Below are 23,518 nucleotides of genomic sequence, written 5' to 3' on the forward strand. Positions count from 1 at the left end.
GAGATTTATGCGCAAGGGAAATAGTGCTTATTGGCTCTATGGAAGACATAGCGTCATCTCTGCTCTAGAAAATAGCAGCAGAGTTTGCAAGAGGTTGATAGGCACAAAAAGCGCGCTAGAAGAGCTGAAATCTACTGCTGAATTTAAACATAAGGTTAGTGCTGAAGTTATGACGCACCAAGCCATATGTAAGGTAACAGGCTTGCATGATGCTGTTCATCAGGGCATTGCACTATTTGTAGAAACCTTGTGTCAACCTTCAATTGATGAGCTGCTCAAGAGGGTGGATACTAAAAAAACTTCATGTGTTGTTATACTTGATCAGGTAACAGATCCAAATAATGTTGGTGCTATCATTAGAAGTGCGCTTGCTTTTAGTGTAGATGCGATAATTGCGCCACAAAATCAGGCTGCAAAAGAATCTTCAGCGCTGGTTAAAGCTTCTTCTGGTGCGTTTGAGAAAGTTTCTATGATTGATGTAGTCAATCTTGCGTCCGCAATAAAACAATTGAAATCTTCTGGATATTGGGTTATTGGGCTATCTGGCAATGCGAAGGAAGATCTAAGCAGTTTTCAAAAGTATTTTGACGGAAAGATTGCGATAGTGCTGGGCTCAGAAGGAAGTGGTATGAGGAGATTGACATCTGAGAACTGTGACCTGCTTGCTAAGATAACAATTAGTTCAGAGATGGAGAGTTTGAATATATCTTGTGCTGCAGCAATAGCGCTATATGAAATCTCAAGATTTGATACTGCTAATAAATAATAAATATTCCGCTGATTTTTTGGAGCGCTCTTATGTCTTGATTCTTAATAGGTGCTCAAAATTTCCATATTGGATAAAAGATAATACATGTCTCCACATTGCTCTGCTATATGGAAAGAAAAAATGGTTGCATGGCAAGGTGATGTGCTCTTTCATGCCATCTAATTTAGTGCTATCTACAGAAACGGTTCCGTCATTTGGTTTATTAATTAGATATGATGCAATTGGATTGATTGATTTATTTCCTGCTATAATTCCAAGCTCAAAGTTTGTTTTTGCAAAAATATTATGAAACGACCTTTGGTCAGTGATTAGTTGTTGGCCTGCTGGACCATATAATTTTTTATACAATAAATAATTTTTTAAAAAATCTGCAACTTCACTACCTTGATTTGGAGTGCCTATCATTACAACTCGACCTAAGTTAGATGGCTTATATTTTTTAATATATGCTCTAATCACTAATCCACCCATCGAATATCCTACAAAATGTAGTTTATTCATACTCTTTACATTAAAAGCGTCAATATTTTTATTAGTAATATCTGCTAATGATTCTATGTGATATTTCGTAGATGGATAATTTAAATTTAATACTTGAAATCCAGATTGTACAAGGAATTTAGCTAATCCATTCATACTAAAAGCAGTGCGAAAAATACCATGTAAAATAACAACTCCATCAGTCATATAAATGTGCTTTGTAATAATTTCTTTAAGTTAATTGGTATATCTTTATATATGATCCTGTTACCCAAGACTTACATAATGACTTGATTAATAGTTCAATACTATTTTGCTACTTTAATAATGGCTTGCAACATGTCTATCCTGCAAAAATCGTTGAGTTTTATATTTCGAAAACTATATAAAAGATGCTACTTGCTCAATTTTCACATATATTGAGACGAGTTGCTAATTATTTTATAATCGGCGACTCGCATGTTTCACAGCTCTTTTTGAAGTATGATGAGTATATTTAGCCTCAATGATAAATTTTTGCTAGTATATTAATACATTATATTTTTTACTTATTTCTTTCACAAATTAGCATATTGGTATTGTATTTCAATATATCAATACATCCTAGTTCATGATTATAATATAAGAATTAATAGCAAGTTATATAGTTATGCTTGCAAATATAGCAGGTTGTGATAATAAATAGTTGTTCCTGGCATTTTTCTATGAATATAAGCCATGAGCTGCTTTATTTAGTGGATTGTCTAGTCGCATGCGTAATAACTCTAAGAAGCTAGAGGATTTATCTTGGCTTGCAAGTAATTATGCTGCACCGAAAGTCCAGTAGAAAAAGTGGCAAAATTGCCAAAACCTTATGGATTTTGTTAAGTAGTATTTTATATAGCCAAAAATTAGCGCAGGGCAGTTCTAAAAGCTAATTTTTGCATATTAACTTTCCGCAAAAATTTATTTGTGAAGCAAATTGATTTTTGACAGACAGACTGTTTAAAATTTGTATACTTTAAAGCTATACGCTTTTGTTTTTTACGTATTTGGTATCTCACGCAAAGTGCACGCGTGAAGGCTTTTAGAATATAAGTTAATTTCTGCATCTAAATATTTTATATATTTGCGAAAAAATTAACGAAGTAATATGGCAAATTAGGAAACAAAGGTTTGAACAATGACTTTGTTAACAGAGTTATTGTTCAAGGTAAGTTAAGATGACGTATAAAAAATGTCCATTTATTTAAATTATTAGTGGTCATGCAAAATTAGAGTTGAATGCTTAAAAAACTAGCAAATCTAAAAATATTTAAAGGTAAGTATGCTAAATCAAGGTTCTGTAATTCAAGTAATAGGTGCGGTAGTAGATATTAAATTTGTTGATTTTGTACCTCCAATACTGAATGCATTAACTTGTATGATCGGTGATAGAAAAGTCGTTTTAGAAGTTGCGCAGCATTTGGGTGAAAATGTTGTTCGTGCTATAGCAATGGATAGTACTGATGGGTTGCAGAGAGGAGTTGCTGTAGTTGATACAGGTGATATGATTTCAGTTCCAGTTGGCAGAGCGACCTTGGGACGTATTTTAAATGTTATAGGTGAGCCAGTCGATGGAATTAGTGATCTGAACGTTCAGGAAAGAAGGCCTATACATAGAGCTGCACCAAGTATTGAAGATCAAGCAACTGCCTCTGAGGTCTTAGTTACGGGAATTAAAGTAATTGATTTGTTGGCGCCTTATGCAAAAGGTGGGAAAATAGGGTTATTTGGTGGTGCTGGTGTTGGAAAAACAGTTCTAATTATGGAGCTAATTAATAACGTAGCAAAGGCCCATGGTGGTTTTTCAGTTTTTGCTGGGGTAGGGGAGCGTACCAGAGAGGGCAATGATTTATATCATGAAATGGTGGATTCTAAGGTGATAGACTTAGCTAAGCTTGAAAATTCTAAAGTTGCTCTTGTTTATGGTCAGATGAATGAACCTCCTGGTGCAAGAGCGAGAATAGCGCTTTCTGGACTTACAATAGCTGAACATTTTCGAGATGCTGAGGGACAAGATGTTCTATTTTTTATAGATAACATATTTAGGTTTACACAGGCTGGTTCAGAAGTTTCAGCATTACTTGGAAGGATTCCTTCTGCTGTTGGTTATCAGCCTACACTCGCAACAGAAATGGGTGCTCTTCAGGAGCGTATAACATCTACTAAAAAGGGCTCAATTACTTCTGTTCAAGCTATATATGTCCCAGCGGACGACTTAACAGATCCTGCGCCTGCTGCGTCATTTGCACACCTGGATGCTACTACAGTACTGAACAGACAAATTGCAGAGCTTGGAATATATCCAGCAGTTGACCCGCTTGATAGTTCTTCTCAGATGATGACTCCAGAAATTGTAGGTGAAGAGCATTATAAAGTCGCAAGAGATGTTCAAAAGATTCTGCAAACCTATAAGTCACTGCAGGATATAATTGCAATTCTTGGTATGGACGAGTTGTCAGAAGAAGATAAATTGACTGTGAATAGAGCAAGAAAAATACAAAGATTTCTATCGCAACCATTCCAAGTTGCGGAAGTTTTTACAGGTACGCCAGGAAAGTTAGTTTCTCTTGAAGATACTATACACGGTTTTAAAGGTCTTGTTGCCGGAGAGTATGACAACCTTCCAGAAGCCGCATTTTACATGGTTGGCAGTATAGATGAGGCTGTTGATAAGGCAAGCAAATTACAATCTGAGGCAAAGGATGCGTGATGATAACAATCAATACAATCTTATACTAAAAATACTTTGTATAGACCATGCGGTTTTCGAGGGAGAGGTTCACATGGTTATTTTACCTGGGCGTTATGGAGAGCTTGGTGTAATGGCAAGGCATGAGAATTTTATAGCAGAACTAAAAGTTGGTGCTGTTTATATTCACCATTTAGACTCTACAATCTCAAAATTTTATATATCTGATGGTCATTTGCATGTGCAGTCTAATATCTGTACTCTTTGTGTCGATGATGCGGTAGCTGTAGATGGCTTTGAGCAAGGTGTTATAACAAAAGAGCTAGATAATATAGATTCATTGTTTAAATCTAGATGTGCATTGACTGATTCTGAAGTGGAGTTCTTAAATAACAGAAAAACTTTTTATTCTGTTGCCGTGGATAAGTGTGGAGCAGTGGCAAAATAGATTATAATTTGCGATATATGGACTTCAGTTGATAGATAGGGAATTATCTAAGAAATAATACTACTACGACAATATATCATCGAGATAAAAAATTATGCTTTTATAGTTGAATTGATTACATGCATTATTAGAAGAAGTAATGCTAGCATTTGACTTGTGTGTGTAAATGGATCTATTCTTTAAACTTATTTTAGACACTGCTTGTATAATTGTACGCGCGAAGATTTTAATTGCATGATTTTTATAGTACAAGTAAATTTCTGAGTCAAATATTAAAATATTATATATATTTGCTAGGAATTTAACAAAGTAATACTTGAAAATCAGGCAAAACTGCACAAGTGGCTTTGCCGGCAGTGCTTAGTGAGGTAAGTGCAAGGAACATACAAGAGCCCGGTGTATATGAATCCAACACAGTCACAAAGCAATTGGCCGCTGGAATAGACTGTCATGAAAGCTTTGAGTGATAGTGCTAGTAGTATGCCGCAGGTAAATGCAGAGTTGCTATTTTTGAATTATGCACATATGAAGTTAGACTTCAAAAAGAGCTAGGAAATGTATAATAAATGTTTTTGCGCTTAATGAGTGTCATAGCTATCAACTTTTGATAAATAGATCCAATGCATAAAGTGCCAAAGAGGTATTCTAACAGAAATATTAGATTATTTGTTGATTGTGACTTGTTATCAGATATAAATATTTTGTTGCAAGCTCAGCAGTCACATTATTTATTGAATGTTATGAGGTGCAGAAGTGGTGATAGTATATCTGTGTTTAATGGCAGAGATGGAGAATGGAATGCAAATATCAAAATTGAAGCAAAAAATACTGTTTGGCTTAATTTAATAGATAAAAAGTTAAATCAGACACCTGTTCAACCACTGGCGCTAGTTTTTGCTCCGGTACGACGTGTTATGCCTAGCTTTATAGTAGAGAAAGCAACCGAGATGGGAGTAAGCGAGATATATCCAGTGCTCACAGCGCGAAGTGTTGTGCGTAAATTAAGTATAGATAAGATGATTAAAACCTCAATAGAGGCTGCTGAACAATCCGAGAGTGTTTTATTGCCAGTTATACATCCTATGATGGATTTAGCAATTTTTTTTCAACACCATTCTCCTAAATACGATGGAATAATTTTTTTTAGTGAGCGTTCAGAGGCACGCAGCATAAAAGATGTTTTGTTAAATCTGCCAAAACTTTATAAAAATAATGCCATACTTATAGGTCCTGAAGGTGGATTTACAAGTGAAGAAAAGGTATATATAGAATCTTTTCCAGGTGTGATTCCTACGACCTTTGGCGTGCATATAATGCGCTCTGAAACTGCTATCATAGCTGGTATTGCGATATATCAATCGTTACTAGAAAGGTGGAATGCATGATAAAAGAAATTGGCAGTATTACAAAATCTTTACTTGAGCTTGACGAATTCTGCAAATTGGAGTCTGCTTCCATAGATTCTTGGATAAGGACAAGAGCAGGAAAGCAAAAGTATGAGATTTATAATTCAGTTGATATAAGATGCTCAGGTTTTAAAATTGCTCCAGTAGATACAAATATATTTCCTGCTGGTTTTCATTTATTAGATAAACGTGAAATATCAGATGTAGCAACAAAGTTTCGCCATTTTATTGATGCCAATTTTCCGGGATCTTCGAAGTTGCTATTAATCCCAGAAGGTTTTAATAGGAATTTGCATTATCTTAAAAACGTCTCTGTTCTTGTTGATATATTTAAAAAAGCAAAATTTGATATAAGGGTTGGATCAAGTGATATAGTATATAAAAATGCTGATTTACATATAGAGAAGATAGTAAAAGAACATAGAGATATTTTTATAGAGTCTGATTCTTATTCTCCAGATGTTATTATCTTGAATAATGATTTAACCTCTGGAATTCCTGACATATTAAAAGATATTAAAAAACCCATTGTTCCATCATTAAATCGAGGGTGGTATTTGAGGCGTAAGTCTCATCATATGAGGTGTTATTACAATATTGCAAGTGAATTTTGTAAACATTTTAATTTTGACCCTTGGTTAATTACAACTGAAGTGGCAGATTGTAATGATATAAATTTTAAGGATCAGAATAGTATTGATAGGTTGCGTGCATTGATATCTGGAATGTTAGACAAAATACGCAAAGGTTATGACGATAGATCTCTGGATGAGAAGCCTTATGTATTTATTAAAGCAGATAATGGTACATTTGGTATGGGTATTACAAACACAGAGGAAATAAATAGCGATTTGTTCTTTAACAAAAAAATGCGAAACAGTATGTTCGTTATAAAGGATGGTGTAAAAAATGAAGCAGTTTTACTTCAAGAAGGTGTAAAAACAGCATTTACATTTCAAGACTTTGCTGCTGAAAGTATGTTCTATTTTGCAAATGGTAATATAATTAGTACCATAGTTCGATATAATACGAAGAAGAATAATCTATCAAATCTAAATTCTACAGGTATGAAGTTTGAAAATGCATTTGATTTGAAAAATCTGATGCCGCTATATCATGTACAAGCTGTTGTTGCAAAGCTTGCAGTGTTAGCAGTTTTATATGAGTTTTTGTAGTCGCAGCAGTATTGTTTGTTTAATATACCAGAGCATTTCAATGCGGCATATTAAAAATATATTGCAATCTCTCTGTATATGTATACGATCTATACATATCTTATTCATTCTAAATTGCATAAGAGAATATAGTATAATAATTCTCATAAAAATTTTATGAAAAATGCAAACAAAGTGCGAGACCGGATTGAAGAATTCGAAGAGCAATGGAAGAAAATGGAGGGAAAAACTTCTAGTGATAGAACTGAGTTTCTAAATGAAGTTTATGCAACATTTATGTCTATCGATATAGATGATGAGGTTGAAGGCAAAGCAAGCAAAAGCAAAGTCGAGCTTGGTATGGAAAAGTTCCAAAGAGATATAGATAGATTGAATGCTGGTACCGATAAGAGACTGAAGTCTGGTCTTGATAAAATTATAGAAGATGCTAAAGAAAATATTAACTCTCCAAATTGGTTTGATAAGTTGATGGATGCTATTTTTAAACTATTTGGACTTGAGCCAAGAAAAGACTTGGATGTTGGGAAAAAAGAATTAGATAGCGGTACAAAAAGAGAAGAATTAGGTGTTCATACGAAAAGAGTATTGCAGGAAGAGCAGCAGGGCAAGGGAGAAGGTATGAAAAGATCTTGATGATATATACTTGTAATACTTTTAAAAATTTGTACCTCTCAGAGAGGCTGCTTATTATGTATATAAGCCCTATATTACTAATACATACCATATTGCTAATCCATAATTCTGGTTAAGAATATAGATTCATATCAAAATCCGAAATACAAACTCTTCATTTCCCTGTGATATAGCTAAAGTACTATAAAGTAAGTATGGCAAGCGAGTATTTAGAATGAATTTTTATTCGTTTGTAATCTGTAATATAACCGCTATTTCAGGCGAAAAACTAACTTAAGATTTATCAAAAAGATCAAGTTTGGCATGATTTTTTATGCTGCTTTAGCTATACTCTAAAAAATCAGGCAAAAAAGGTCCAATAATGACTTTACCGACAGTGCCATAGTTAGAAATATATGAGAAATAGTACAATACATCTATTATTCGTAGCACAGTAATTCTGCAAAAATTGCTTAGCATAGAAGAAATGGTTTTACAATCTTGATAATTAGTCTGATATTAGTTAAATTAAATCCGATATTAATGTTCGTTATTTTGAGTAACTTCTAATAATATGTAATCTCTATCATAATCTAATTGTTATCTTGGAAAATCTGTGCTCTATTTTATGCCATAGATCTATTGCAAATTAACTAGAAGAAAGTTTTTCAAAGATTAGTAATTTTTGCTAGATAAGGAGTAAAAATTTGATTGATACTATAGTGACAATATATGGCTCACGCTTGTAATAGTAATATTAATAAAAAATTCGTTGCTGCTATATTTCTCAACTCTATCATTATTATTGCAGAAATATTTTATGGTTTGCAGTCCAACTCTTTAGCTCTAGTTGCAGACGCTGTGCATAATGCAGGAGATGTATTTGGTTTATTAATAGCATGGTTTGGTTATTGGATTGCGCATAGAAAAGCGCCAAAGAAATTCACTTATGGATATAAAAATGCTACTATAATTGCAGCATTTGTTAACGCTATACTGTTACTCTTAGCTGTTCTTGGAATTGTATTGGAAGCAGTGCAGCGTGTTAATGTTTATCAACCTATATCTTCTATTACAGTAATATTGGTTGCATTTGTTGGGGTTGTGGTCAATGGCTTGACTGCATATTTTTTTGTACATGATAGCCACAATGATATTAATATCCGTGGGGCGTTTTTGCATATGTTGTTTGACGCTTTTGTTTCTATTGGTGTAATTGTGACTGGTCTTTTCATTTTATGGAAATCATGGTTTTGGATTGATACAGTAGTAAGTTTTATCATTGCTTTTGTTATTACATTTGGTTCATGGGGTTTGATTAAAGAGTCTATTAATCTCATGTTGCTTGCAACACCGGCTTCAGTTGATTTAGAGAAGCTGAATGCTGTCATTTCTAAGCATAAAGAATTGATAGGAGTTCATGATCTACATATTTGGCCGATTAGTACGACAGAAACAGCATTATCGGTTCATTTAGTTGTGACTAAGGAAGCATTTCAAGAGACTTTTGTTAGAAAAATTGAAAAGGAAATAAAAACTAGATTCCCGATTTCGCATGTTACTATACAGATAGAGTTGCAAAGCTTTAAAAATAATTGTGAAACTAGCTGCTGTTAACTCTTCTGTTCTTTTTGTCATAAATTTTAAGCTATATATGAGTTGCATTCTGAAGGACTGGCTATTTATAGTTTGGATAGGATTTTGAGAATATTAATTATTTATAAATTTAAAAAAGATGAGAATACATATTAAAAAGCTTGATAATTTAGGCGATTTGCCTATGCCTACATATGCAACTTTGCAAAGTGCTGGTTTAGATCTTATGGCTGCGCTTAATAATGAGGAGTTAGTAACTATTAAGCCGATGGAAAGAGCGCTGATCAAGACTGGAATTGCTATTGCGTTGCCAGAAGGATATGAGGCTCAGGTGCGTCCAAGATCAGGGCTTGCAGTAAAGCATGGTGTTACTGTACTAAATACACCAGGAACTATAGATGCAGATTATCGTGGTGAGATAGCAGTTATCCTGATCAATTTAGGTGCAGAAGATTTTGTTGTAACACGCGGTATGCGCATTGCGCAGATGATCATTTCTAAATATGAACATATATCATGGAATATTGTCGATGAACTTCCGACAACAGGTCGTGGTGTTTCTGGGTTTGGTTCTACAGGTCAATAGTAGAGTTGCTAATAAAGACTCACTTAACAGAATATACTTCTGACGAATGAAGAGTTAGTCTTTAGCTTGTGCACATATATGCTGTTTAGTATTAGACTTCAAAAAAAGTTAGGAAGAGTGGCGATGTATATATAAAATACATAAGTAGCATTTTAAAAGCGCAAGTTTTTAAAATATAGCGATTATATACATATATAATTTTATTTTTGATTTATTCAGAGAGATCTAGGTTTGCTGTTATCAATATAAAATAATATTAGAATTTTTTTTATTGTAAACATGTTGAAATTGTTTAGAAAATACCTGGTATGCTCTGCTATACATATAGATCAGTTTAAAGGTAGTTGTTATATTTGTGTTATGATATACAGCGGCTTATGCAATTTTTAATTCCGTCTGTTAAGCATTTGTAATGCGTTATTAGATGATGGTGTCCTACATTTTTCATGATGAAATTTGATATGAGGAATTTATTGATATGTTTGGAAGAAATCCTAAGCTTCCTCCGGAGTTTTTCGATGGTAAAGTGTTAAAGGTACATTCAATCTTTTACACAATTCAAGGAGAAGGACCATATTCTGGAAGACCTGCTGTTTTTATAAGGTTATCAGGTTGTAACCTTGCGTGCTCATTTTGTGATACGGAATTTGATTTGTATGAGAGCCTTGAGTTAGAGCAAATATTAGATAGAGTTCGTGATGTCTGCAGAGTATCAAATAGAAACCTGAACAAAAGAATGTTGATTGTCATTACAGGTGGAGAACCGTTTAGACAGCGTATAGGTATGCTATGTGATCTTTTAATAAAATCAAACTTTGAAGTACATATTGAAACTAATGGACTTTTATACAATGAGATTCCAAATGAAGTGCATGTTATTTGCTCTCCAAAGAATAATGGAAATGGTTACTATAAAATAAGAGACGATGTACTAAGACACACAGTTGGTATCAAGTTTATAGTGTCAAGCTCATTGGAAGGTTATAGTAATATAGCAGAAGTAGGGCAGAGTGAAATAGGAGTTCCAGTTTATGTTCAGCCTATGGACGAGTATGATGAGGAAAAAAATCGTTCTAATATAAATCTTGCTATTGAAATTGCTATGAAAAATAATGCAATGTTCTCTATGCAGTTGCATAAAATTGTGGGTATGGAATGAGATATTATGATGATTTATTTGACGTTGCAATAATAGGTGGTGGATATTTAGGGCTAGTTTTGGCTTTAATGCTTGCGCCAAGCGGTCGAAAGATATGCATTGTTGAGAGTAATAAGTTTTCCAAAAAACTTGAAGAAGACGAAACTGGCAGGTTATTTGCTATTTCATTTGGATCACTTGAGATACTGAAACGTTTCCATGTGATTGATTTAAAAGATCTTTGTGTACAGACCATAAATGGAATACAGGTTTTTGATGGTAATAGTAAAGTTGAGTTCAATCCAGGTGACTTAGGGTTAGATTATTTCGGCTGTATGGTGCAGGAACATGACTTGATGAGCGCATTATTGAAGAGAGTGAGAATTTTTGAGAATGTTCTGTTATTAGATTCAACAAAGTTGGTTGATATTGTAGAAGATGATTATGGTATTGTTTCTTGTTCTTTAAATGATATCAGAAATAATAGTAAAAGTGTATTGCGTGCGTCATGTGTTATAGCGACTGATGGAAAGTGTTCCTCTATTAGAAAAATGCTGAAGCTAAAGACTCATAGAAAGTCGTATGAACAATCAGCTATAGTATTTGATATTCTGCATAAGCATAGTCACTGTGGTATTGCAGTTGAGAAGTTTTTTTCAAGTGGTCCACTTGCCATATTGCCAAAAGTTGGCGAGCACAGCTCTTCTATTGTTTGGACTTTATCTGAAGGTGCGGCCAGCGCTGTCTTGTCGCTGTCGAAAAATTCTATAATAGAATTATTAAGTGCTAAGGTTCCAGAGTTTGGAGAATTAAAGTTGGATTCGCGTATAAAATCTTTTCCACTATCATTGCAAAAAGCAGAGGATTACTATGATGGAAATATAGTTTTTGTTGGAGATGCACTTCATACTATACACCCACTTGCTGGGCAAGGCTTGAATCTAGGCTTGCGTGATGCTGCGGTGCTTTGTGATATTATACTACAGAATTTTAGAGTTGGGCTAGATGCTGTAGCATTTGATGCTTTCTCTAGATATGAAGCAGAAAGAAAAAGCGATGTATTCTTGATGATGTTTGCGACTGATTTCTTAAATAATATTTTTTCAAATGATATTGCTTCACTAAAAATGGCTAGAAAAATTTGTATGAGCGTTGTTAATAATATTTCTTTAGTACGGTCAGTATTTTTAAGATATGCAACGTATGGGCTTAACTAATCAGTGAAGAAACATTTGTATATTCGTTATGCTTTTGAAAGTCTATCTGTCGTTAAAGTATCCTCTTGAAACCAAGGAATTATTTTGATATAATCTACCACTTGATATAGCTTGTGTATAAAGTTTGCGCATCATATGTTTAGTTTGTGGCGGGCATAGCTCAGTTGGTTAGAGCGCAAGTTTGTGGTACTTGAGGTCGCGGATTCGATCTCCGTTGCTCGCCCCATTCCCTGTTGTTTTCATACTCATTTGCAGAAGCATTAAGCAGCAACTTATTCACAGTTTGCTTGCTAATCTTGAATATCTTTGTACTAGCGGGTTCTCGTAAAATATCGTTGAATAGTAGATGATTGAGCTAACCTTAAAACGCCAAATCTCATTAATAGTCGTAATTGTTGCGACTGCTGCTCCTACGATTCTGGTAGCCGTACTTGCCTCTTTCTATTATTATTTAGGTGTCGAATCTTTTTTTAATGAAAAAGTTAGCAAAGCAATATCAGAGACTGTAAATGTTGCACATCTTTACCTTGAAGAGCATAAAGATAATATCAAGACAGATATATACTCTACAGCCAATATTTTAGAAAAAAATCGTCAAATAGTATTGGAAAATCCTGCATTATTACCACTTCTACTAGATAAACAGAGTAACTTACTAAATTTATCTGAAGTTGCCATTTTTAATAGAGAAAAAGTAATAGCGCGTAATACTCTAGGTTTTTCACTGATATTTGAAAAAGTTCCAATGCAAGACATACAAGCAGCAGATGATAGCATGGAAGCTGTTCTGTTAAAAAGTGGTACCGATGATAGAGTACGCGCTATAATGCGCTTGCCACATTTCATAGAAGGAACGTATCTTTTGATAGGAAAGTATATTGATCCTGAAATCATTAATCATCTAAAAGAAACCTCAGATTCTGCTGCTCAATACTCGATACTTTGGGGAAATATTAAATTTACGAGAAATAAACTCATCGCTTTATTCATTGTTGTATCTGTTATATTATGCCTAACTGCAATTTTGATATCAAATCGACTCTCGAATTTTATAGTAAATCCACTAATTAAATTGGTAGATGCAACTAAGCTTATAAAGGACGGAAATTTTACTACTAGAGTGCCAGAAAATAGAACATTGCAAGAGATTCAAACTCTAGCAAAAGCTTTTAATAGCATGATAGAGCAGATCTCTATGCAACGTGCTGAATTGATTAGAGCAAATAATCTCATAGATAAAAGAAGACGTTTTATAGAAACAATATTGATAGAACTATCATCTGGAGTACTGGTCTTAAATCCTGAATATAACATCACGCTTTATAACCATGTTGTCTATAAACTTTTAAGAATTAATGAAGAAAAAAGCATTTTATCACTAAAAATAGAAGAGATTTTCCCTGAAATTTCTAAGATGTTATCAAGTGAAAAATTCATGAGTACAGGGCATATAGAAGAACACTTAGTAGTAAGGCGATATGGGCATGTTAACAATATTTTGCTGAGAGTTGGAATTGTAAAAGATTCAAAAGAAAAGTTAGAAAGTATCATTATTACAATGGCTGATATAACAGAGCTCGTAGTGGCACAAAAAGCAGCCGCGTGGACAGAGATTGCAAAACGTATAGCACACGAAGTAAAGAATCCACTCACTCCTATACAATTAGCTGCAGAGCGCTTGAAAAAGAAATATAGCAGTCAAATATCACACGATAATGAAACATTTTTACGATATATAGATACAATAATTCGTCACGTTAGCGATATAGAAACTATGCTTAGTGAATTTTTGAATTTCGCTAGAACACCAGCTCCCAAATTTGCACTCTGTGAATTATCAAATATCATCAAAGATATAGTATTTTCTCAAAATAATGTATTTAGAAGCATTAAATACATTATGAATTTTAAAGATAAAGAATGGGTCGCATATTGTGATAGAGCTCAGATATCACAGATTCTTACAAACCTTCTAAAGAATGCTGCAGAGTCTATAGAAGTAAAGACGCTTACTGCAGAGAAATCGTTCTGCGGTGAGATTACAATATTACTAAGTGAAGCAGAATTTACTGAAACAGGAAAATTCATCATAGTCAGTATTTGCGACAATGGCCTTGGAATAGATAAGTCAATAATTGATCGTATTACAGAACCATATGTGACTACAAAAACAACTGGAACAGGACTCGGTCTTGCTATAGTACAAAGGCTAGTTATGGATAATGGCGGAAGATTTTCTATACGTAACACTGTAAATGGGGTATGTGCAGAGCTTTACCTTCATGTTACTCCTTTCAATACTTATGGTTAATATTATTTTAATATCTTGCGCAAAACTCTTTTCAAATATATCTTTTATATGTATACAACATTTCACACGGTAGTGTATTTATGAAAAAGAGCACTAAAAAGATTACACCAAAATCGATAACTTCTTCTGAATTAAAAGAAAAGATAGATAAAAATGAGGTGTTATTGATTGATGTGCGAGAACGAAGTGAAAATAAATCAGAGAGTATAGAAGGAGCTTGTTCTATAGCGCTTGATGAAATAGCACTTGAAAAATTACCTAGTAATTCCAAGCCTATTGTTCTACATTGTGAGTCTGGTACAAGAAGTATAGAAGCTTGTAAAAAGCTATTAGCTCAAGATCAAGACCGCGAAATTTATTATTTAGAAGGCGGCATTGGAGCGTGGAAAGGAGAAGGTTTTGCCACAAAAAAGCAAAGCTGCAAAATATTGCCAGTTGATAGGCAAACTCAGCTTATTACAGGATCTATCATATTATTAGGAGTAATACTTGGATTATATATTCACCAAGATTTTTACATACTATCAGGGCTAGTTGGTATTGGCTTAATATACGCAGGAATTACAGGATGCTGCGGCCTTTCCAAGTTGCTCAACAAAATGCCTTGGAACAAGCAATAATATTTTATATAATTTTGCGTTCGAAGACTGGCAAAAAATTCTGTATAAATCATAATATAGATGTTAGTATAGCCGCGGCTGTTTTACAGTTAGCGTTTAAAGGGTATGTGTTTATCTTACTTAAAAACTACTTATCAGCATTATACTCCTGACAAATGAATGGTTGTTATTTATCATGTACATGACGAAATTAGAGAGCTATGAAGAGTGCAATGCAATGTATAACTAATACATAACAAACGCTCTACATACACCAATTTTGAAAAGTATGATAAGTATATAATAGATTCATTATAATCTTGATATAAAGTCATTTTTAGAAACGCTACCTGCTGTTTTATCTAACATAAAAGATGTTTATGGCTAAATTCATATTTATCACTGGCGGTGTTATTTCTTCACTTGGTAAAGGAATAGTATCATCTGTTCTTGGTACATTATTAAAAGCTTCTGATTATACGGTGAGTCTACGCAAATTGGATCCATATCTTAACGTTGATCCTGGTACTATGAACCCCATGCAGCATGGTGAGGTTTTTGTAACAGATGATGGAGCAGAAACTGATTTGGATCTTGGCCATTATGAGAGGTTTGCTGAAGTAATAACAACCAAGGATGACAATATAACAAGCGGAAAAATCTTCACCACGCTACTTGAGGAAGAGAGAAGGGGAGAGTACCTCGGTAATACAGTACAGGTTATTCCTCATGTAACAAACTTAATAAAAAAGTTTGTATTGAGAGAGAATGATTCAGTTGATTTTATAATTACAGAAATAGGTGGAACAGTAGGTGATATAGAAGCGCAGCCATATTTAGAAGCAGCTAGACAAATTGGATATGAGTTCGGCAGAGAACAAGTTCTTTATATACATGTTACATTTGTTCCTTACATAGCTACTTCCATGGAATTAAAGACAAAGCCAACACAGCATTCGGTAAAGGAACTTCGTGCTATAGGGATTCAACCAGATATATTAATGTGTAGAGCAGATCGCAATCTCACTGAAAATGTAAAACAAAAAATAGGGCTTTTCTGTAATATCAAGCAAGAAAATGTGATAGAAGCTATAGATCAGAAGTTAATATATGAAATCCCGATTGCTTATCATAAAGCTGGGTTAGACGTTCAAGTTCTAAAGCATTTTGGTATAAAAAATGCTGAAGGTGCCAAGATAAAAAAATGGGAAGAATTAGTAGAAAAGGTTAAGCATACAACGTGCAAAGTTCGTATTGCAATCATAGCAAAATATACAAAATCACAAGATGCTTATAAGTCAATTGTAGAAGCATTAAAACACGCTGCAATTCAGAATTCTGTAGAGTTAGATTATGTCTGGATAGACGCTGAAAATATAGTGACTAGTGATCTCAAACATATGCTTGGAGATGTTGATGGTATTTTAGTACCAGGAGGTTTTGGCACAAGAGGCATAGATGGAAAAATTCATTCAGTGAGGTATGCTCGAGAAAATAATGTTCCACTTTTTGGTATATGCGTTGGTATGCAAGTTGCTGTTATAGAATTTTCTAGAAATGTACTAAATATATCAGATGCAAACTCTACAGAATTTGCAGATACCAAGAATAATGTTGTTGGAATGATTACAGAGTGGCAAACAGAACTTGGAAAAGAAACTCGCAGTCATACTTCAAATATCGGTGGCACAATGCGTCTCGGAGCATTTGAATGTATTTTGGAAAAAGGAAGCATTGCTAACCAGATTTATGGTAAAAGTCTGATATCTGAGCGTCATAGACATAGATATGAGATTAATCCAAAATACATAGATAAGCTCGAGGAATTTGGTATGAAAATAACTGGAAAATCTAAGATTGATAGTCTTGCAGAAGTACTAGAAATTCCAGAACATAAATGGTTTGTTTGTGTGCAATTTCACCCTGAATTTAAATCATCTCCATTCAATCCACATCCTTTATTTTCATCTTTTATTGCTACGTGTAAGGCACGTTGATCTGTCTATCCGTCAAAAATTGACTTACTGCGCAAATAAATTTTTGCGGAAAATGAAAAATCCTATATTTTAAGAGTTATTACGCAATGACTACTGAGAGCTTTTGTAACTCTGACTAATAGGTTTATAATATTTTTTTAGATTGTTATTTGATATCAATCTTTCAATTCCTTTAGCAAAAGCACCATTTCCCAAGACATTTGCACAAGTAATAACTGGATCAAACAAGATATATAGAGCTGTAATTAATGATAACATATCAGCATTAAATCCAAGATACTTTTCAAGAATTGGCAACATTACAATAATACCTCCTCCTGGAATTGCAGCCACAGAAAATTTTGCTATCATAAAATAGAAAGCAAATATTAAATATGCAGTGAAACTAGGTTCCGAAATACCGTAATTCTTTAGTATTGCATATGCAAAAATTGGTATAGCAAAACAATCACCAACTAAGTGAATATTTACTGTTGCAGGAATAACAGAGCGAGCCAGATCTTTGTTAGTAGCATTATTTTCAGCACCAATGATGGCAAGAGGCATGCTAGCTGCACTAGACATAGTGCTAAAACCAGTTATTGCAGCAGGCAGCATATTTTTAATATTAAAGATAGCACCACTGATTTTAAAGTTATTCAGCCAATAATAGGCAATGGTAATATAGCTAAACTTGGCAATAGCAATGATGACAAAAATTAGTGTATAGTCACGAATTATAGTACTCATTGTTCCGTCTGCTTGCAGTTTTATCATAAATCCTGCAACAAATACTGGTATCATATAAGTAAATAACTTAAGTATAATAGAAACCATCTTTTCTAATTTTTCAGAAATTATCAGTGCCATAAATGCTTTGCATCTAGCTATTAAAATTCCTAAGCTGACTCCCAGCAGCATCGCTTTGTCATTAGCAATTAGCGGCGATATATTAAAGAGTGGCTTTGCTACCATTCCATCAAAATTATCTGGTAAAATAATAGATAAGTTAAAGTGATATACTAAAGAACCTACTATCTTACTCATAAAAGTTGATAAAAAATTTGAACAGCATACAGCTATCAAAATGATAAAAATGATACGAGTAGCATTATTCGATAAATTTACAGCAGCTCTAAACAATAAACTAAAAATAATAAATGGTAGTAGAAATACTATAATAGATTTTATTGATAAACTTACTGAGTATATTAACTGTTGATAATATAGCGGTATCAAAGGATTTAAAAATATAATGGATATAATGATTATCACCAAAACAAATGGCATTTTACGGAGCACTGCTTTGTCCTTTCTTTGAGATTAAAAATGAAAATAAGCGAGTTGAATGATATAATTCCGACTATTTCTAGGTAATTTATGTTGCTATTTCTTTATCAGTTTAACTTCGTATATACATAATAAATACCAACTTTTCATTTATTTGCGGTATATCTACATAATACACGACAACAATGAACCAATAGTGTATTACAACAACACTTTTGCTAACACTATCCAGACACACACTAATATAACAAAAGTATCATGTCAATTACAGGTAGCACGAATACTAGATAACCATAGTTCGACGTAAGAGATAAATTTTGTATTTTTATGAGCGTGTTTTGATGATCACAATGTAAAGCATATAACTTAATGTGCCCAAAAGCCTTGTCTTTGCTTGCACGTGCTTTTAAACAACGAAGTTTTTAGAAATTCGTTAGTGTACTGCTTAATGTGATCAGGTAAGAGAATCGCAGCATATTCTCAGAACATTATAGTGTTAGAGGCAATCTATAGCTTTCATTCTAAATGCAACACACAGATTATTTTATAATTTAGCAACTTAGAAATTTAGAAATGCAAAACCGGAATGTATTTAATACATATGAAAATTTGAGCACGATATCGACAAAGCAGCTCGCTAAAAAATGGAGTGTCCGAAGAAGCCTGCTATTCAATATTACTTCATTAATTTCTTTGCAAATATGTAAAAAAGTATTAAGCGCAGAAATTAACTTGTATACTCAGTATATTTCAAAAATTGGCGCATTTAGAATATGCATTATATATTATTATCAACTCTTTTTGAAGTCTAACTTCGTACGCACGCAAGTTTAATCCACTCTACATTTACTTGCGACACATCTATTTGTGTTGCTGAAAAATTAATCGATCACTCAAGTTAGATAGTATGAAATTGACTTAATTTTTTGTTTCACACTTGATATAATCTCCGCCCTTTAGTGGAGGAAGGCCAACTATATTACGTTTCTCATTTATAGTCATAAAGCCTATTTTATTTATTCTATTCCATAGTGCATCACGCTTTGCTGAGAGAGCACTTACAGCATCTATGTCATAACATAGCTTTAAATTGTTCCCAAAAATTGGCATGAACCATCTGTTTAAATGCTCTACTGTATTTTCTACATATGGTATTATATTTTGTTCCCAGAGCGCTATCCTTGCTTCTACCAAATTACTATATGTATTATCTCCTGGAATACCAAGTAATTGAGGAGGAACTCCAAAAGCAAGCGCTATATCTCTGGATGAACTATGTTTTGATTCAATAGACCTCTTGCATAACCTATTTAAAGCTCAAAGTTATAGATACCAGCAAGTAAATTAAACCTTAAACCGAATCGTTTTCTTCTGTTCCTATAACGATCAGCGATAATTTTAAATCGTTTGATCATGCCTATGACGTTTTCATTTAAAACACGTTCACTAGACAATTGACGATTTTTCTTTTTATCTTTCCTGCTTAGTGGTCGCTTTTTTGTCTTTTTCTTTGGTAACTCTGAATTATAATGCAACTTATCAATGCCTTGATAACCAGTATCTGTAAGAACTTTAATCTCAGGGTGGATGTGAACTCCGGATTCTTTAAATAACCTGAAATCATGACGCTTGCCATTAGAAAAATTAGTGCAAATGATTTCTTTTTTCCTTTTATCCACAATAAGCTGAGTTTTTAGAGTATGTCGCCTCTTTTTTCCCGAATAAAAGTGCTTCTGTTTTTTTTAGGTCGTTCTATCGGTGTTTCAGTAGCATCAATTAACACAAGTTCGTATTCAGAATCGCTTTTTAGTAATGCTTTACGTCCAGGTAGTGAAAATCGTTTATCTTTAATTAGAGTATCTTCAATCCAACGTATATTACGATAACAGGCACTTTCACTTATTCCATAACTGCGGGAAATATGAAAATATGTCCTGTATTCACGCAAGTACTCAAGCGTCATGAGTAATCGATCTTCTAAAGCCAATTTATTGGGTTTTCCACCTTGAGACTTTAAAATAGCTTCAGCTTCTTTTAATATACTTAGTATAACTTCAAACGTTCCTCGTTTAATGCCAGTAAGCCTGCGAAACTCTTCTGCGTATTCATCTTTGATGTTTTCAAACTTCATGTTATCCTTGATAAAATCAAGGATTTTAATCAATTTATATGGTTATGCAAGAGGTCTAATATACAAGCATGTACTTAATGTTTGATGTGAACTTGTTTTATGTCTTGAGATTTTGTTTAACACTCCCTATATATAATTTAGCGCACCTAGAATTTTTTATAATTTATGGCGCTGTATTTTTAGCAAATAACAATTTATTAGGTATCTAATATGGGAGTTCTTGTAGGTAGGGAGGCACCAGATTTCACAGCCGCTGCTGTGATGTCAGATAATAGCATTGAAAATTTCTTTAGTTTCAGGGAGTATACAAAGGGTTCTAAATCTTTGCTGTTTTTCTATCCGCTAGATTTTACATTTGTTTGTCCATCTGAGATAATAGCATTTGATAAAAAGGTAGAAGAATTTAAAAAGAGGGGTGTTAAGCTTGTAGGCGTTAGTATAGACTCACATTTTTCGCATTTTGCATACAAAAATATGCCTATAGAGAATGGTGGAATAGGTCAAGTAAAGTATCCGCTTGTCGCAGATATTACAAGACAAATAGCAAAAGATTACGATGTACTGTCTGGAATAGGCGCTGCGTTTAGGGCTACATTTTTAATAGATGAAAACCACATAGTAAGGCACCAAACAGTAAATGATCTTCCACTTGGTAGAAATGTAGAAGAAATGTTGCGTTTGATTGATGCGCTAATACATCATTCAGAGTATGGCGAGGTTTGCCCTGCAAATTGGAATAAAGGAAAACCTGCGATTACTCCTACTCAGGATGGTATAGCAAATTATCTAAAAGATAATGCTGGTCAGCTTTAAAGCTCTAATGCTGTCTAGTGGTGTGTTAAACCTTGTGTTTAGCTTTTCTTTTATATTACTATTATATAGTTGACTGTTATCCACTGTCCATATTATACAAGCGTATAGATATGGTGAGCGCTTTTCTGTGGACAATGATCTATTGCTAGAAGTAGAGCATGTTTTAGATCAGGAAGCATTCCTGTTAGTTATAGGATAGTGCTAATTCTTTTTTGCTACAGATGTAATGATGCTTTTCTATATCTCGCTCTTCAGTATCTGGCTGCAAGGTATGGTCTAATAAAAAGTTGCTATATACTCAAGGTAACACACATAAAGATTGATTTTTATAGTGTTGATTTAAACAATTTTTTATCACTACATGCTAATTTGGCGCATAAACAGGAGTATATAGTATATGCATACTAAAGTTCTAATAATAGGTTCTGGTCCAGCTGGATATTCTGCAGCAATATATGCTGCCAGAGCTGGTCTTTCTCCTATTTTAATATCTGGAAATCAAATAGGTGGGCAATTAACTATTACTACTGACGTAGAAAACTATCCTGGTTTTGCAGATGTAATACAAGGACCATGGCTGATGGAGCAGATGAGAGAACAAGCCAAACATGTAGGAACACATTTGGTTGATGATCATGTCGCTTCTGTGAATTTTTCAAAAGCTCCATTTTTGATTTATTGTAATAGTGGCAAGAACTTTACAGCAGATTCTGTCATAATTTGTACAGGTGCTCATGCTAAATGGCTTGGCCTTGAAAGTGAGGAGCGTTATAAAGGCTTCGGTGTTTCTGGTTGCGCAACTTGTGATGGCTTCTTTTATAAGAATCAAGAAGTGATAGTGATTGGCGGTGGAAATACAGCTGTGGAGGAAGCTTTATACCTTACAAACCATGCAAAGCGAGTTTATCTTGTGCATAGAAGAGATAGCTTGCGTGCTGAGAATATATTGCAGCAACGTCTTTTATCAAATCCTAAAGTGGAGATGGTTTGGGATACAGTGCTGATGGAAGTGAAGGGTGAAGAGAATCCTACTAGAGTTGTTTCTGCTGTGCTGCAAAACTTAAAAACAGGTGATATAAAAGAGAAACCTATAGATGGAATTTTTATAGCAATAGGACATAGTCCAAACACAGCAATGTTTAAGGATTGGTTAACTCTAGATTCTGAAGGTTATATTCAAACAGAGCAAGGAAGTGTTAGAACAAATATTCCTGGAGTGTTCGCAGCCGGAGATGTTCAAGATAAGATTTATAGGCAAGCAGTTACTGCTGCTGGAACAGGTTGTATGGCAGCGCTGGATGCAGCTAAATATCTTTCTAAGATAGGTATTGTATAAAGTGTCAAATTATTCAAATTCTTTCACTTTTTTTAAGATGAGCATCTACATATATTTTGAGAGTAATAAGTGAAAAAATACTCACTATACAATAATATAGAAGATAAAAAGAGTTTAGCAGCTAACTGGTTTAAGGAATTGCGCAATGATATATGCATGCAATTTGAATCTATAGAAAGAGAGAATGGTTCTTCTGCAAGCTTTATTATGGATACTTGGAATAGGGAAGGTGGTGGTGGTGGTGAAATCTCTATTATGCGTGGTGAGGTTTTTGAGAAGGTTGGCGTTAATATATCGACAGTTTTTGGAGAATTTTCTGAAAAATTTGCACAAGAAATCCCAGGTGCAGCGGATGATAGAAAATTTTGGGCTAGTGGTATTTCATTAGTTGCACATATGAATTCACCGTTTGTTCCAGCTGTTCACATGAACACTAGAATGATAGTTACAACATGTTCATGGTTTGGCGGAGGAGCTGATTTAACACCAACATTTCTGAATGAAGACGATAAAAAGACATTTCATGATAGCTTTAAAAAAGCATGTGATACATATAATATAAATTATTATCCTGAGTTCAGTAAGTATTGTGATGAATATTTTTTCTTAAAGCATAGAAATGAACCACGCGGAATTGGTGGGATATTCTATGATAATCTAAACTCTGGAGATTGGGATTCAGACTTTGGTTTCACACAAGATGTTGGCGTAGCATTAAGAGATGTTTTTTGTAAGATTGTAAGATCTCACATGCATAAAAAATGGAGTATAGAAGAAAAGGAGAAGCAATTGTTGAAAAGAGGAAGATATGTTGAGTTCAATTTTTTGTATGATAGAGGTACTAGGTTTGGGTTAATGACAGGTGGAAATGTCGATGCTATATTTATGTCTTTGCCTCCAAATGTAAAATGGATTTGATGTT

Annotated in this window: 19 protein-coding genes, 1 tRNA gene and 1 pseudogene; 17 read left to right on the forward strand and 4 right to left on the reverse strand. The window is 33.8% G+C overall.

Annotation, left to right across the window (positions count from 1 at the left end; translation table 11 throughout):
- Positions 1 to 7 precede the first annotated feature (7 nt).
- Positions 8 to 766 (forward strand): 23S rRNA (guanosine(2251)-2'-O)-methyltransferase RlmB, encoded by a 759-nt coding sequence (rlmB, locus tag AACL20_RS02510; protein ID WP_339052516.1) that lies wholly within the window; start codon positions 8 to 10, stop codon positions 764 to 766.
- A gap of 30 nt (positions 767 to 796) precedes the next feature.
- Here the strand turns inward: rlmB and AACL20_RS02515 are convergent, their stop codons facing one another.
- Entirely contained in the window at positions 797 to 1,456 is a 660-nt protein-coding gene (locus tag AACL20_RS02515; RefSeq protein WP_339052517.1) for an alpha/beta fold hydrolase, read from the reverse strand.
- A 1,099-nt stretch (positions 1,457 to 2,555) separates the two neighbouring features.
- Here AACL20_RS02515 and atpD point away from each other — a divergent pair.
- From atpD to AACL20_RS02580, 13 genes are all read left to right on the forward strand, one after another.
- Entirely contained in the window at positions 2,556 to 3,983 is a 1,428-nt protein-coding gene (atpD, locus tag AACL20_RS02520) for a F0F1 ATP synthase subunit beta (RefSeq protein WP_339052518.1), read from the forward strand.
- A complete protein-coding gene (gene atpC, locus AACL20_RS02525; RefSeq protein ID WP_339042393.1) occupies positions 3,976 to 4,410 on the forward strand; it encodes an ATP synthase F1 subunit epsilon in 435 nt (144 codons plus the stop codon). Before atpD ends, atpC begins: the two co-directional genes overlap by 8 nt.
- Before the next feature lie 629 nt (positions 4,411 to 5,039).
- Positions 5,040 to 5,795, forward strand: a complete 756-nt coding sequence (locus AACL20_RS02530) for an RsmE family RNA methyltransferase (protein ID WP_339052519.1) — start codon at positions 5,040 to 5,042, stop codon at positions 5,793 to 5,795.
- On the forward strand, positions 5,792 to 6,991 hold the full coding sequence (gene gshA / locus AACL20_RS02535; RefSeq protein WP_339052520.1) for a glutamate--cysteine ligase: 1,200 nt from the start codon (positions 5,792 to 5,794) through the stop codon (positions 6,989 to 6,991). The genes AACL20_RS02530 and gshA overlap by 4 nt, the downstream gene beginning before the upstream one ends.
- A 156-nt stretch (positions 6,992 to 7,147) precedes the next feature.
- The gene (locus AACL20_RS02540; protein WP_339052521.1) at positions 7,148 to 7,624 is read left to right on the forward strand and encodes a hypothetical protein; all 477 of its coding nucleotides are present in this window, start codon (positions 7,148 to 7,150) and stop codon (positions 7,622 to 7,624) included.
- Positions 7,625 to 8,335: 711 nt separating this feature from the next.
- A complete protein-coding gene (locus AACL20_RS02545) occupies positions 8,336 to 9,220 on the forward strand; it encodes a cation diffusion facilitator family transporter (RefSeq protein ID WP_339052522.1) in 885 nt (294 codons plus the stop codon).
- A 118-nt stretch (positions 9,221 to 9,338) separates the two neighbouring features.
- The gene (gene dut / locus AACL20_RS02550; RefSeq protein ID WP_339052523.1) at positions 9,339 to 9,785 is read left to right on the forward strand and encodes a dUTP diphosphatase; all 447 of its coding nucleotides are present in this window, start codon (positions 9,339 to 9,341) and stop codon (positions 9,783 to 9,785) included.
- 478 nt (positions 9,786 to 10,263) lie between these two features.
- Positions 10,264 to 10,944 carry a 7-carboxy-7-deazaguanine synthase QueE gene (locus AACL20_RS02555; RefSeq protein ID WP_339052524.1) on the forward strand — a complete coding sequence of 227 codons (681 nt, stop codon included), beginning with the start codon at positions 10,264 to 10,266 and terminating at the stop codon, positions 10,942 to 10,944.
- Positions 10,941 to 12,140 (forward strand): FAD-dependent monooxygenase, encoded by a 1,200-nt coding sequence (locus AACL20_RS02560; protein ID WP_339052525.1) that lies wholly within the window; start codon positions 10,941 to 10,943, stop codon positions 12,138 to 12,140. The genes AACL20_RS02555 and AACL20_RS02560 overlap by 4 nt, the downstream gene beginning before the upstream one ends.
- Positions 12,141 to 12,289: 149 nt before the next feature.
- A tRNA-His gene (locus AACL20_RS02565) sits at positions 12,290 to 12,366 on the forward strand.
- Positions 12,367 to 12,486: 120 nt separating this feature from the next.
- Positions 12,487 to 14,451 carry a sensor histidine kinase gene (locus tag AACL20_RS02570; RefSeq protein ID WP_339052526.1) on the forward strand — a complete coding sequence of 655 codons (1,965 nt, stop codon included), beginning with the start codon at positions 12,487 to 12,489 and terminating at the stop codon, positions 14,449 to 14,451.
- Positions 14,452 to 14,531: 80 nt separating this feature from the next.
- Positions 14,532 to 15,071 (forward strand): rhodanese-like domain-containing protein, encoded by a 540-nt coding sequence (locus AACL20_RS02575; RefSeq protein WP_339052527.1) that lies wholly within the window; start codon positions 14,532 to 14,534, stop codon positions 15,069 to 15,071.
- Positions 15,072 to 15,430: 359 nt separating this feature from the next.
- Entirely contained in the window at positions 15,431 to 17,047 is a 1,617-nt protein-coding gene (locus tag AACL20_RS02580; RefSeq protein ID WP_410519918.1) for a CTP synthase, read from the forward strand.
- A gap of 90 nt (positions 17,048 to 17,137) precedes the next feature.
- Here the strand turns inward: AACL20_RS02580 and AACL20_RS02585 are convergent, their stop codons facing one another.
- The 3 genes and pseudogenes from AACL20_RS02585 to AACL20_RS02595 all read right to left on the reverse strand — a co-directional run bounded on the left by AACL20_RS02585 (position 17,138) and on the right by AACL20_RS02595 (position 20,447).
- Positions 17,138 to 18,316: a cation:dicarboxylate symporter family transporter gene (locus tag AACL20_RS02585; protein ID WP_339052529.1), complete on the reverse strand. Its 1,179-nt coding sequence runs from the start codon at positions 18,314 to 18,316 to the stop codon at positions 17,138 to 17,140.
- Between the two features lie 918 nt (positions 18,317 to 19,234).
- Positions 19,235 to 19,606, reverse strand: a pseudogene (locus tag AACL20_RS02590) (phage portal protein); the annotation flags it as partial.
- A 20-nt stretch (positions 19,607 to 19,626) separates the two neighbouring features.
- A protein-coding gene (locus AACL20_RS02595; protein ID WP_339051669.1) for an IS5 family transposase occupies positions 19,627 to 20,447 on the reverse strand; the annotation gives its coding sequence in 2 pieces (ribosomal slippage) (positions 19,627 to 20,060 and positions 20,060 to 20,447; 822 coding nt in all).
- 210 nt (positions 20,448 to 20,657) lie between these two features.
- On the opposite strand from AACL20_RS02595, the gene AACL20_RS02600 reads away from it, so the two are divergent.
- The 3 genes from AACL20_RS02600 to hemF all read left to right on the forward strand — a co-directional run bounded on the left by AACL20_RS02600 (position 20,658) and on the right by hemF (position 23,514).
- The gene (locus AACL20_RS02600) at positions 20,658 to 21,260 is read left to right on the forward strand and encodes a peroxiredoxin (protein ID WP_339042422.1); all 603 of its coding nucleotides are present in this window, start codon (positions 20,658 to 20,660) and stop codon (positions 21,258 to 21,260) included.
- A gap of 397 nt (positions 21,261 to 21,657) precedes the next feature.
- Positions 21,658 to 22,596, forward strand: a complete 939-nt coding sequence (trxB, locus tag AACL20_RS02605; protein WP_339052530.1) for a thioredoxin-disulfide reductase — start codon at positions 21,658 to 21,660, stop codon at positions 22,594 to 22,596.
- 96 nt (positions 22,597 to 22,692) lie between these two features.
- Positions 22,693 to 23,514 (forward strand): oxygen-dependent coproporphyrinogen oxidase, encoded by an 822-nt coding sequence (hemF, locus tag AACL20_RS02610; RefSeq protein ID WP_339052663.1) that lies wholly within the window; start codon positions 22,693 to 22,695, stop codon positions 23,512 to 23,514.
- Positions 23,515 to 23,518: the final 4 nt, after the last annotated feature.

The organism is Candidatus Lariskella endosymbiont of Epinotia ramella (assembly GCF_964019805.1).
Taxonomy (GTDB): Bacteria; Pseudomonadota; Alphaproteobacteria; order Rickettsiales; family Midichloriaceae; genus Lariskella.